The organism is Citrobacter sp. S39, from assembly GCF_009495675.1.
GTDB lineage: Bacteria > Pseudomonadota > Gammaproteobacteria > Enterobacterales > Enterobacteriaceae > Citrobacter > Citrobacter freundii.
Genome location: NZ_CP045555.1, coordinates 1,445,057 through 1,457,924 on the forward strand (window position 1 = coordinate 1,445,057; position 12,868 = coordinate 1,457,924).

Below are 12,868 nucleotides of genomic sequence, written 5' to 3' on the forward strand. Positions count from 1 at the left end.
GCCGTTTAATTTGTTTTCACGTAGAATAACGCGCGCTGTGCCTTCTGGGGGTGTGCTTGCCTGCTCGCCAGGTTGTAACAGCAAACATGCAGGTGAATGACCTTTGACAGGTTGCAAACAAAAGCGAGGAGTGCTGCTGATTTATTCAGCCCTGATGGACTCAGGCCGGTTTTGTAACAAAGGAAACGAACTGCACTAATTTTCACCGTAGCAGATGATTTTTGCGCCTTGTCGCTGCTGCGTGTGGTTGGTAAAGTAAGCGGATTTTGTTTTCCGCCCCAGCTTTCAGGATTATCCCTTAGTATGTTGAAAAAATTTCGTGGCATGTTTTCCAATGACCTGTCCATTGACCTGGGTACCGCGAATACCCTTATTTATGTAAAAGGACAAGGCATCGTATTGAATGAGCCTTCTGTTGTGGCCATTCGTCAGGATCGTGCCGGTTCGCCGAAAAGCGTGGCTGCAGTAGGTCATGATGCGAAGCAGATGCTGGGTCGTACGCCGGGCAATATCGCTGCAATTCGCCCAATGAAAGACGGCGTTATCGCTGACTTCTTCGTGACTGAAAAAATGCTCCAGCACTTTATCAAGCAAGTGCACAGCAATAGCTTCATGCGCCCAAGCCCGCGCGTACTGGTGTGTGTACCGGTTGGAGCAACTCAGGTTGAACGCCGTGCGATCCGTGAATCAGCTCAGGGCGCAGGTGCTCGTGAAGTCTTCCTGATCGAAGAGCCGATGGCGGCTGCGATCGGTGCGGGTCTGCCGGTTTCTGAAGCAACCGGTTCAATGGTTGTTGATATCGGTGGTGGTACCACTGAAGTTGCCGTTATCTCCCTGAACGGCGTGGTTTACTCCTCTTCTGTTCGTATTGGCGGCGACCGCTTTGATGAAGCCATCATTAATTATGTTCGTCGTAACTACGGTTCTCTGATCGGTGAAGCGACCGCAGAACGTATTAAACACGAGATCGGTTCCGCTTATCCGGGCGACGAAGTGCGCGAAATCGAAGTTCGCGGTCGTAACCTGGCTGAAGGCGTTCCGCGCGGCTTTACCCTGAACTCCAACGAGATTCTGGAAGCCCTGCAGGAACCGCTGACCGGTATCGTTAGCGCGGTAATGGTTGCACTGGAACAGTGCCCGCCGGAACTGGCGTCTGACATCTCCGAACGCGGTATGGTGCTGACCGGTGGCGGTGCGCTGCTGCGTAACCTTGACCGTCTGTTAATGGAAGAAACCGGTATTCCAGTTGTTGTTGCTGAAGATCCGCTGACCTGCGTGGCGCGCGGCGGCGGCAAGGCGCTGGAAATGATCGACATGCACGGCGGCGACCTGTTCAGCGAAGAGTAATCGGATGCAGGTTGGGTAGCCCCCGCGGGTTGCCCTTCCGCTCTGATACGAGAATACGCATAGACTATGAAGCCAATTTTTAGCCGTGGCCCTTCGCTACAGATTCGCCTTATTCTGGCGGTGCTGGTGGCGCTCGGCGTTATTATTGCCGACAGCCGCTTGGGTACGTTTAGTCAAATCCGAACGTACATGGATACCGCCGTCAGTCCTTTCTACTTTATCTCAAATGGTCCTCGTGAATTACTCGACGGCGTGTCGCAAACGCTAGCTTCGCGTGACCAACTCGAACTTGAAAACCGGGCATTGCGTCAGGAACTGCTGCTGAAAAATAGCGAACTGCTGATGCTGGGGCAATACAAACAGGAGAACGCGCGTTTGCGCGAGCTGCTGGGATCGCCATTGCGTCAGGACGAACAAAAGATGGTGACGCAGGTCATCTCAACGGTTAATGACCCTTACAGCGATCAGGTGGTGATCGACAAAGGGAGCGTTAACGGCGTCTACGAAGGTCAGCCGGTTATTAGTGACAAAGGCGTTGTGGGTCAGGTCGTGGCGGTGGCTAAACTTACGAGCCGCGTGCTGCTGATTTGCGATGCGACGCATGCGCTGCCCATTCAGGTTCTGCGTAACGATATTCGCGTGATCGCTGCGGGTAACGGCTGCACTGACGATCTTCAGCTCGAACACCTGCCGGCCAATACCGACATTCGCGTTGGCGATGTGCTGGTCACCTCGGGTCTGGGCGGACGTTTCCCAGAAGGTTATCCGGTTGCTGTTGTTTCTTCCGTTAAGCTGGACACTCAGCGCGCTTATACCGTGATTCAGGCTCGCCCGACCGCGGGTCTGCAGCGTTTGCGCTATCTGTTGCTGTTGTGGGGTGCCGATCGTAATGGCGCGAACCCGATGACGCCGGAAGAAGTACACCGCGTTGCCAATGAACGTCTGATGCAAATGATGCCGCAAGTTCTGCCAGCACCAGATGCCATGGGGCCGCCTGCGCCAGTGCCAACTCCTGCAACAGGTGTGACTCCTGCGCCTGTGGATACCACGCCGCCACAACCTGCTCCGCGTAAGCCGGGAGGACAGTAAGTGGCAAGCTATCGTAGCCAGGGACGTTGGGTGATTTGGCTCTCGTTCCTTATTGCACTGTTGCTGCAAGTCATGCCCTGGCCGGATGACATTCTGGTTTTCCGGCCAAACTGGGTACTGCTCATCTTGTTGTATTGGATCCTGGCGCTGCCGCATCGCGTAAATGTGGGCACGGGATTTGTGGTGGGTGCCATACTGGATCTCATCAGCGGCTCCACGCTTGGCGTGCGCGCATTGTCGATGAGTATCATTGCTTATCTGGTCGCGCTGAAATTCCAGCTATTCCGAAACCTCGCGCTCTGGCAACAGGCGCTGGTGGTCATGTTGTTATCACTGGTCGTGGATATTATTGTTTTCTGGGCCGAGTTTTTAGTGATCAACGTCTCTTTCAGACCTGAAGTGTTCTGGAGTAGTGTAGTGAATGGCGTGCTTTGGCCATGGCTATTCTTACTGATGCGTAAAGTCCGTCAGCAGTTTGCGGTGCAATAAGGTTGATATGAATACTCTGTATCTTGCTTCAGGTTCTCCACGTCGTCAGGAGTTGCTCACTCAGCTTGGTGTTACGTTTGAACGACTGATCCCTGGGATTGAAGAACAGCGGCACCCGCAGGAAAGTGCGCAGCAGTACGTTTCGCGTCTGGCGCGCGAAAAAGCGCAGGCTGGTGTAGCGCTGGCACCGCGCGATTTGCCGGTATTGGGTGCGGATACCATCGTTATCCTTAATGGCGAAGTGCTGGAAAAACCGCACGACGCTGCCCACGCCGCAGCAATGCTGCGCAAACTGTCGGGCAAAACGCATCAAGTTATGACGGCCGTGGCACTGGCCGATTGCCAGCACAGTCTGGACTGCCTGGTAGTGACGGAAGTGACATTCAGAGCACTAACCGATGAGGACATCGCGGGTTATGTTGCCAGCGGTGAACCAATGGATAAAGCAGGTGCATACGGTATTCAAGGGTTGGGTGGTTGTTTTGTCAGGAAGATAAATGGCAGCTATCACGCCGTAGTCGGCTTACCGCTGGTAGAAACGTATGAGTTGCTGACCAATTTTAACGCACTGCGTGAGAAAAGGGATAAACATGACGGCTGAATTGTTGGTAAACGTAACGCCATCGGAAACTCGGGTGGCTTACATTGATGGCGGTATTCTGCAGGAAATTCATATTGAACGTGAGGCGCGACGCGGAATCGTAGGCAATATCTACAAAGGTCGTGTAAGTCGTGTACTTCCGGGTATGCAGGCGGCTTTTGTAGATATTGGACTGGATAAAGCCGCATTTCTTCACGCTTCTGACATCATGCCGCACACCGAATGCGTGGCGGGTGAAGAACAAAAACAGTTCACCGTACGCGACATTTCTGAACTGGTGCGCCAGGGTCAGGACCTGATGGTGCAGGTAGTAAAAGATCCGTTGGGAACGAAGGGCGCACGCCTGACGACGGACATCACGCTTCCTTCCCGTTATCTCGTTTTTATGCCGGGGGCTTCGCACGTTGGTGTATCCCAACGTATCGAAAGCGAAACGGAACGCGAACGTCTGAAAAAAGTGGTGGCGGATTACTGCGATGAGCAGGGTGGCTTCATCATTCGCACGGCGGCAGAAGGCGTATGCGAAGAGGATTTGGCCTCGGATGCTGCCTACCTGAAGCGCGTCTGGACAAAAGTCATGGAGCGTAAAAAGCGCCCGCAAACGCGCTACCAGATGTACGGTGAACTGGCACTGGCACAGCGCGTGTTGCGTGACTTTGCTGATGCGCAGCTTGACCGCATCCGCGTCGACTCCCGTCTGACCTATGAGGCGTTACTGGAATTTACGGCGGAATATATCCCCGAGATGACCAGCAAGCTGGAACATTACAGCGGACGCCAGCCTATTTTTGATCTCTTTGACGTTGAGAATGAAATCCAGCGCGCGCTGGAACGCAAAGTTGAGTTGAAGTCCGGCGGTTATCTGATCATCGATCAAACTGAAGCGATGACCACCGTCGACATCAATACCGGCGCGTTTGTTGGGCATCGTAATCTCGACGACACTATCTTTAATACTAATATTGAAGCAACGCAGGCCATTGCTCGTCAGCTGCGTCTGCGTAACCTCGGCGGCATTATCATTATCGATTTTATCGACATGAATAATGAAGATCACCGTCGCCGGGTACTGCACTCCCTGGAGCAGGCTCTGAGCAAGGATCGTGTAAAAACCAGCATTAACGGTTTTTCACAGCTGGGCCTGGTGGAGATGACGCGCAAACGCACACGTGAAAGCGTGGAACATGTATTGTGCAACGAGTGTCCAACCTGCCATGGGCGTGGTACGGTGAAAACGGTGGAAACCGTATGTTATGAAATCATGCGCGAAATCGTGCGGGTACACCATGCATATGACTCCGATCGTTTCCTGGTTTATGCCTCTCCGGCAGTGGCTGAAACCCTGAAAGGTGAAGAGTCACATGCGCTGGCGGAGGTTGAGATCTTTGTCGGCAAACAGGTCAAAGTACAAATCGAACCGCTGTATAACCAGGAGCAGTTCGACGTCGTCATGATGTAAATCGTGTAGTGGCACCCGCGCATGTAGGCCGGATAAGGCGCAAGCGCCATCATCCGGCAATATTCACTCAAGGGGTGTGAGTCATATTTTTTGGTAGACAAGGAGAGGTGCGTGAGGCGATTGCCGGGGATATTACTGCTCACTGGAGCCGCATTCGTTGTCATCGCAGCGCTGCTGGTCAGTGGACTGCGCCTTGCGTTACCTCATCTTGATAGCTGGCGTCCAGCCATTCTTGGCAAGATTGAATCCGCTACAGGTCTACCTGTTTCCGCCAGTCAGCTTTCTGCCAGCTGGCAAAATTTCGGTCCTACGCTTGAAGCGCGTAATATCCATGCGCAGCTAAAAGATGGGGGAGAATTTTCGGTAAAACGCGTCACGCTGGCGCTGGATGTCTGGCAAAGCTTGCTGCACATGCGTTGGCAGTTTCGCGATCTCACCTTTTGGCAACTGCAGTTGCGCACCAATACTCCTATCCAGCGTAGTGAAGGCGGAGATGGAATTGAAACCGACCATCTCAGCAATCTCTTCCTGCGTCAGTTTGATCATTTCGATCTACGCGACAGTCATATCAGCTTTATAACCCTCTCAGGTCAACGTGCTGAACTGGCGATCCCACAGCTTACCTGGCTGAACGGTAAAAATCGGCATCGCGCCGAGGGTCAGGTCAGCCTCTCCAGCCTGACCGGACAGCACGGCGTTATGCAGGTGCGTATGGATCTGCGTGATGACGAAGGGCTGTTGAATAACGGTCGGGTCTGGCTGCAGGCAGACGACATCGACGTCAAACCATGGCTGGGCAAATGGATGCAGGATAATGTCGCGCTACAAACCGCGCGTTTTAGCCTGGAAGCATGGATGACGATCAATAAAGGCGTCGTCTCCGGGGGCGATGTCTGGCTGAAAAAAGGTGGAGCAAGTTGGCTGGGTGAAAATCGTACGCACACGCTCTCCGTCGATAATCTGACAGCGCACATCAGCCGTGAAGAGGCGGGCTGGCAATTCTCTATTCCCGATACTCGTATTACCATGGATGATAAACCCTGGCCGAGCGGTGCATTAACGCTGGCATGGATCCCTGAGCAGGAAGTCGGTGGCGAGAATAACAAACGCAGCGACGAGTTACGCATTCGCGCCAGCAATCTGGAACTGGCCGGGTTAGAAGGGCTACGTCCGATGGCGTCCAGGTTATCACCAGCGTTGGGTGATATCTGGCGGGCCACGCAACCAAGTGGCAAGATCGATGTGTTGGCGCTGGATATCCCGTTACAGGCGTCAGAAAAAACCCGCTTCCTGTCATCGTGGACCGATTTGGCCTGGAAACAGTGGAAGCTGCTGCCGGGGGCAGAACATTTCTCCGGTACGCTTGCGGGCAGTGTTGAAAATGGGGCGCTCACCGCCTCCATGAAGCAAGCCAAAATGCCGTATGAAACTGTCTTCCGCGCGCCGCTGGAAATAGAGAACGGCGTAGCGACGCTAAGCTGGCTGAAAAATGATAAAGGTTTTCAGTTAGATGGGCGCAACATCGATGTTAAAGCGAAAGCGGTACGCGCGCGCGGTGGTTTTCGCTATCTGCAGCCCACTGGAGATGAACCGTGGTTAGGCATTCTGGCTGGCATTAGCACCGACGACGGCTCTCAGGCCTGGCGCTATTTTCCGGAAAACTTGATGGGCAAAGAGCTGGTTGACTACCTCAGCGGCGCTATTCAGGGCGGCGAAGCGGATAACGCCACGCTGGTGTATGGCGGTAACCCGCATCTGTTCCCGTATCTGCACAACGAAGGGCAATTTCAGGTTCTGGTGCCGCTACGTAACGCGAAATTTGCTTTCCAGCCCGACTGGCCTGCGCTAACCGATCTCAATATTGAACTGAACTTCATTAACGATGGTCTGTGGATGAAGACGGATAGCGTCAATTTAGGCGGCGTGAAGGCCAGTAACCTGACGGCTAATATTCCCGACTATGCTAAAGAAAAACTGCTGATTGATGCCGATATCAACGGGCCGGGCAAGGCGGTCGGACCTTATTTTGATGAGACGCCGTTGAAGGACTCCCTCGGCGCCACGCTTGAGCAGTTGCAGATTGACGGCGATGTGAATGCTCGCTTACATCTGGATATTCCGCTAGACGGCTCGCTGGTTACCGCCAAAGGCGATGTCAACCTGCGTAATAACAGCCTGTTTATTAAACCGCTCGACAGCACGCTGAAGAATTTGAATGGTAAGTTCAGCTTTATCAACGGCGATCTGAAGAGCGAGCCGATGACGGCGAACTGGTTTAATCAGCCGCTGAACGTCGACTTCTCCACCACCGAAGGGGCGAAAGCCTATCAGGTGGCCGTGAACCTGCAAGGCGACTGGCAGCCAACCCGCATGGGGATTTTACCGGCGCAGGTCAACGATGCCTTAAGCGGCAGCATGGCGTGGAATGGCAAGGTGGGTATCGATCTTCCGTATCATGCCGGACCGACCTACGACATTGAGCTAAAAGGCGACCTGAAGAATGTAAGTAGTCACTTACCTGCTCCGCTGAATAAGGCCGCCGGTGAGGCATTACCGGTGAACGTTAAGGCCAACGGCAATCTGCGCAGTTTTGAACTGACCGGCAACGCGGGCAGTAAGAACCACTTTAACAGCCGCTGGTTGCTGAATCAGAAACTGACGCTTGACCGCGCAATCTGGACGTCGGAAAGTCGCACCGTGCCCGCGTTACCCGATCAGCAAGGTATTGAGCTTAACCTTCCCCCTATGGATGGCGCGCAATGGCTGGCGTTGTTCCAGAAAGGCGCAGCAGATAACGTTGGCACCAACGCCAACTTCCCGCAGCGCATCACGGTGCGTACGCCATCGTTATCCTTGGGCGGTCAGCAGTGGAATAACTTGAGTATCGTGTCTGAGCCTGCGAGCAATGGCTCCATCGTGCAGGCGCAGGGACGTGAAATTAATGCCACGCTGGCTATGCGCAATAATGCGCCGTGGCTGGCCAATATTAAGTATCTTTATTACAACCCCAGCGCGGCGAAAGCGTCGCCGACGAAAGCACCACTGAATAGTACTCCAGCCTCGCCGTTTTCCGCCGTGGGCAACGTCAGCTTCCACGGCTGGCCGGATCTTCAGTTACGCTGTGCCGAGTGCTGGATGTGGGGACAGAAATACGGGCGCATTGACGCCGATGTGGCGATTAAAGGCGACACGCTAACGCTGAGTAACGGTCTGTTGGATACAGGCTTTGCCAGACTGACCACCGATGGTGTGTGGGTGAACGCGCCGGGCAAAGAACGAACGTCACTGAAGGGTAAACTGAGCGGCAGTAAAATTGACTCCGCTGCCAGTTTCTTTGGCGTATCGACCCCGATTCGTAACTCTTCGTTCAACGTGGAGTATGACCTGCACTGGCGTAACCCGCCATGGGATCCAGATGAAGCTTCGCTGAATGGGATTTTGCGTACCCGGTTGGGCAAAGGTGAGCTTACTGAACTCAGCACCGGACATGCGGGGCAACTATTGCGACTGCTGAGCTTTGATGCGTTGCTGCGTAAACTGCGTTTTGATTTTAGCGATACTTTCAGCGAGGGTTTCTATTTCGACTCGATTCGCAGCACGGCCTGGATCAAAGATGGCGTGATGCATACCGATGACACGCTGGTGGACGGTCTGGAGGCAGACATTGCGATGAAAGGCTCAGTGAACCTGGTCCGTCGGGAGCTGGATATGGAAGCCATAGTCGCGCCGGAAATTTCTGCCACCGTAGGCGTTGCCGCTGCGTTTGCTGTCAATCCGATTGTCGGCGCGGCGGTGTTTGCTGCCAGTAAGGTTCTGGGACCATTGTGGAGCAAAGTGTCGATTCTGCGCTATCGCATCACCGGTCCGGTCGATAAGCCGCAGATTAACGAAGTTCTGCGTCAGCCGCGCAAAGAAAGCCAGCAATAATTTGACGGGGGCGAGTAATTGCCCCAATCTCAACATAGATCCTCTACCGCAGTCCGTAGGCCGGATAAGGCGTTCACGCCGCCATCCGGCATTGAAGTGCCTGATGGCGACGCTGGCGCGTTTTATCAGGCCTACAACAGTAACTAATGAGTAGCAAAACGATGAGTCTGAACCTGGTAAGTGAACAATTGCTAGCGGCAAATGGCCTGAAACATCAGGATCTGTTTGCCATCCTGGGCCAACTGGCCGAACGCCGTCTTGATTACGGCGATCTCTATTTTCAGTCGAGCTATCACGAATCCTGGGTTTTAGAAGACCGCATCATTAAAGATGGTTCTTACAATATCGATCAGGGCGTTGGCGTGCGCGCCATCAGCGGCGAAAAAACAGGGTTTGCCTATGCAGACCAGATTAGCCTGCTGGCGCTGGAGCAGAGTGCTCATGCTGCCCGTACTATCGTGCGTGACAGCGGTGACGGCAAAGTAAAAACGCTGGGAGCTGTGGAGCATCAGGCACTTTACACCTCGGTTGATCCCCTGCAGAGCATGAGCCGCGAAGAGAAACTGGATATTCTGCGCCGCGTAGACAGCGTGGCGCGTGCCGCCGACAAGCGCGTCCAGGAAGTAACCGCCAGCCTGACCGGTGTTTATGAACTGATCCTGGTAGCAGCGACCGACGGTACGCTGGCCGCTGACGTTCGCCCGCTGGTACGCCTGTCCGTAAGCGTACAGGTGGAAGAGGACGGTAAGCGCGAGCGCGGCGCCAGCGGTGGCGGCGGTCGTTTTGGCTATGACTATTTCCTGGGCGACCTTGATGGTGAAGTTCGTGCTGACGCATGGGCGAAAGAAGCCGTACGCATGGCGTTGGTTAATCTCTCAGCGGTAGCTGCGCCTGCTGGTACGCTGCCGGTAGTACTCGGCGCTGGCTGGCCTGGCGTTCTGCTGCATGAAGCGGTCGGTCATGGTCTGGAAGGCGACTTTAACCGCCGTGGTACCTCGGTATTCAGTGGTCACATGGGGGAGCTGGTAGCGTCAGAACTGTGCACCGTGGTGGATGACGGCACAATGGCGGACCGTCGTGGCTCTGTGGCTATTGATGATGAAGGCACGCCGGGTCAGTACAACGTGCTGATCGAAAACGGTATTCTGAAAGGCTACATGCAGGACAAACTGAATGCGCGCCTGATGGGCGTTGCGCCAACGGGTAACGGTCGCCGCGAATCTTACGCGCACCTGCCGATGCCACGTATGACCAACACCTATATGCTGCCGGGGAAATCTACGCCGCAGGAAATCATCGAATCCGTTGAATACGGTATTTATGCGCCTAACTTCGGCGGCGGCCAGGTGGATATCACCTCCGGAAAATTTGTGTTCTCTACGTCTGAAGCATATCTGATTGAAAACGGTAAAGTCACCAAACCGGTGAAAGGCGCGACGCTGATTGGCTCTGGTATCGAAGCGATGCAGCAGATTTCGATGGTGGGTAACGACCTGAAACTGGATAACGGGGTTGGTGTGTGCGGTAAAGAAGGGCAGAGCCTGCCGGTGGGCGTGGGCCAGCCCACGCTGAAGGTGGATAACCTGACCGTGGGTGGCACCGCATAACATCATGATGTATGCCCGATAAGCACCAGTGCCATCGGGCATCTTTCCGGATGCGGCGTCAATGCCTTATCCGGCCTACACTTTTTTTATTTCTCTTTTCCCCGACCGTACATTCCCTGAAACAGGTGCGCTACATCGACAAAATAGTCTGTCAGATAGTTAATCACCACCTGCACCTTGAGCGGCAATTTGTCTTTTTCGGTATACAGCGCATAGACCGGACGCGGATCCGACTGGTAGCGGGGAAGCAGAATCTCCACTTCGCCACGATTGATCTCATTGATCACCCACATCAGCGGTACATAGGCAATGCCCGCGCCTGCGGCCAGCCAGCGCACCAATGTCATCGGATCGTTAGTCACAAAACGACCCTCTGGGATCAGGCGGGTGGAAATTCCTTCCGGAGCGATAAGCTCGAATTCATTATCCGGGCGCACGCTGTATTCCAGCCACGAGTGGTTGCTGAGATCGGCAGGTTTCTCTGGGGTGCCAAACTGTGCGAGATAGCTTTTCGCCGCGCAGACCACCATCGGCATAGCCCCCAAACGGCGTGAAAACAGGCTGGAGTCCTGCAACGCGCCGACGCGGATAACCACGTCCAGACCATCAGCGATTAAATCCGGGGCCGGGATGCCGGTCACCAGATTTACCGTCAATCCCGGATACTCTTTCAGCATCGTGGCGGTTAATCCGGCGAGGACATTTTGTGCCATAGTTGAAGAACAGCCAATGCGCAGAGTGCCGATGGGCGTGTTGTTAAAGGCATAGAGTTGCTCGTGAACATCCTGCGCTTCGTGCAGCATTCTCCGGCAGCCCTGATAATAAATTTTACCGGCTTCAGTTAGCCCAATGCTACGCGTGCTGCGGTTTAGCAGCTTGACTTGTAGCTCATCTTCCAGTTTTGAGACCGTCTGGCTTATCGATGAAACGCTCATTTGTAGCTGTCTTGCGGCGGCGGTGAAGGAGCCCATTTCGACAACTTTGGCGAACACCGACATACGTTTTAATCGTTCCATTGTTCACTCTGGCTTAAAAGTGATTTAGATCACATAATATAGATAACAGCATAACAGTTACGTTAATATATTATTATTCAAATAACGGCTATGTCGCTCTCGCCTGGCTCATCCTTGCCCTTCTCTGCGGTGACATACGCTAGAAAATCTATCATCTGCACTCTCTTACGTTACCAAGGTCAACATGAGTCTGTTTCCCGTTATCGTGGTGTTTGGTCTGTCCTTCCCACCGATTTTTTTCGAATTACTTTTGTCACTGGCGATTTTCTGGCTGGTGCGCCGGGTGCTTGTTCCGACTGGCATCTATGATTTTGTCTGGCATCCGGCTCTGTTTAACACCGCGCTGTATTGCTGTCTGTTCTATTTAATAACGCGCCTGTTCGTTTGAGGTTGAAGTGAAAACACTAACAAGAAAACTCTCCCGCACGGCCATTACCGTGATACTGGTCATTCTGGCTTTCATCGCTATTTTCCGCGCATGGGTGTTCTACACCGAGTCGCCGTGGACGCGTGATGCGCGTTTCAGCGCCGATGTCGTCGCGATTGCGCCGGATGTTGCGGGCCTTATTACCAACGTTAACATCCATGATAACCAACTGGTGAAAAAGGATCAGATCCTGTTCACTATCGACCAGCCACGCTATAAGAAAGCCCTCGAGCAGGCCGAAGCTGACGTGGCCTATTATCAGGTACTGGCGCAGGAAAAACGCCAGGAGGCCGGTCGTCGTAACCGATTGGGCGTGCAGGCTATGTCTCGTGAAGAGATTGACCAATCAAACAACGTCCTGCAAACCGTATTACACCAGCTTGCGAAGGCGCAAGCGACCCGCGATCTGGCGAAATTAGATCTGGAACGTACCGTTATCCGCGCGCCAGCAGACGGCTGGGTGACTAACCTGAACGTCTATAGCGGCGAATTTATCACGCGCGGTTCCACGGCGGTGGCATTGGTCAAACAGCATTCTTTCTATGTGCTGGCGTATATGGAAGAAACCAAACTGGAAGGCGTCCGCCCTGGGTATCGCGCTGAAATCACCCCGCTTGGCAGTAATAATGTGCTGAAGGGCACGGTTGATAGTGTGGCGGCTGGCGTAACGAATGCCAGCAGCACGCGGGACGCCAAGGGTATGGCGACCATTGATTCCAATCTTGAATGGGTGCGTCTGGCGCAGCGTGTGCCGGTGCGAATTCGTCTTGATGAGCAGCAGGGAACCTTGTGGCCTGCCGGGACGACGGCGACCGTCGTCATTACCGGCAAGCAGGATCGCGATGCCAGCCAGGAATCTTTCTTCCGTAAAATGGCGCACCGCCTGCGCGAATTTGGTTAATCGCG

The 12,868-nt window shown here is 54.0% G+C and carries 11 protein-coding genes; 9 read left to right on the forward strand and 2 right to left on the reverse strand.

Features of this window, described 5'->3' with window-relative positions; genetic code table 11:
- Positions 1-5: 5 nt before the first annotated feature.
- Positions 6-326, reverse strand: coding sequence for a hypothetical protein (locus GFB57_RS06845; RefSeq protein WP_153752135.1), 321 nt, complete (start codon positions 324-326; stop codon positions 6-8).
- Between GFB57_RS06845 and mreB the strand changes: the two genes are divergently transcribed.
- From mreB to tldD, 7 genes are all read left to right on the forward strand, one after another.
- Complete coding sequence (gene mreB, locus GFB57_RS06850; protein ID WP_000913396.1) at positions 304-1,347, forward strand: rod shape-determining protein MreB; 1,044 nt, start codon at positions 304-306, stop codon at positions 1,345-1,347. The two genes, GFB57_RS06845 and mreB, sit on opposite strands and share 23 nt — an antisense overlap.
- Before the next feature lie 66 nt (positions 1,348-1,413).
- Positions 1,414-2,436: a rod shape-determining protein MreC gene (gene mreC, locus GFB57_RS06855; RefSeq protein WP_003025198.1), complete on the forward strand. Its 1,023-nt coding sequence runs from the start codon at positions 1,414-1,416 to the stop codon at positions 2,434-2,436.
- Positions 2,437-2,925, forward strand: coding sequence for a rod shape-determining protein MreD (mreD, locus tag GFB57_RS06860; protein ID WP_003025196.1), 489 nt, complete (start codon positions 2,437-2,439; stop codon positions 2,923-2,925). It abuts the gene before it with no gap.
- Positions 2,926-2,932: 7 nt separating this feature from the next.
- Complete coding sequence (locus tag GFB57_RS06865; RefSeq protein ID WP_003025192.1) at positions 2,933-3,526, forward strand: Maf family protein; 594 nt, start codon at positions 2,933-2,935, stop codon at positions 3,524-3,526.
- Entirely contained in the window at positions 3,516-4,985 is a 1,470-nt protein-coding gene (rng, locus tag GFB57_RS06870; protein ID WP_003025190.1) for a ribonuclease G, read from the forward strand. The genes GFB57_RS06865 and rng overlap by 11 nt, the downstream gene beginning before the upstream one ends.
- Before the next feature lie 111 nt (positions 4,986-5,096).
- Complete coding sequence (yhdP, locus tag GFB57_RS06875; RefSeq protein WP_003025186.1) at positions 5,097-8,912, forward strand: AsmA2 domain-containing protein YhdP; 3,816 nt, start codon at positions 5,097-5,099, stop codon at positions 8,910-8,912.
- 161 nt (positions 8,913-9,073) lie between these two features.
- The gene (gene tldD / locus GFB57_RS06880; RefSeq protein WP_003025183.1) at positions 9,074-10,519 is read left to right on the forward strand and encodes a metalloprotease TldD; all 1,446 of its coding nucleotides are present in this window, start codon (positions 9,074-9,076) and stop codon (positions 10,517-10,519) included.
- Between the two features lie 86 nt (positions 10,520-10,605).
- Here tldD and aaeR read toward each other — a convergent pair whose 3' ends face one another.
- Positions 10,606-11,535 (reverse strand): HTH-type transcriptional activator AaeR, encoded by a 930-nt coding sequence (aaeR, locus tag GFB57_RS06885; protein WP_290366947.1) that lies wholly within the window; start codon positions 11,533-11,535, stop codon positions 10,606-10,608.
- Positions 11,536-11,719: 184 nt separating this feature from the next.
- On the opposite strand from aaeR, the gene aaeX reads away from it, so the two are divergent.
- Entirely contained in the window at positions 11,720-11,923 is a 204-nt protein-coding gene (gene aaeX / locus GFB57_RS06890; RefSeq protein ID WP_003025177.1) for a p-hydroxybenzoic acid efflux pump operon protein AaeX, read from the forward strand.
- Between the two features lie 7 nt (positions 11,924-11,930).
- On the forward strand, positions 11,931-12,863 hold the full coding sequence (aaeA, locus tag GFB57_RS06895; RefSeq protein ID WP_003025174.1) for a p-hydroxybenzoic acid efflux pump subunit AaeA: 933 nt from the start codon (positions 11,931-11,933) through the stop codon (positions 12,861-12,863).
- The last annotated feature ends 5 nt before the right edge of the window (positions 12,864-12,868 follow it).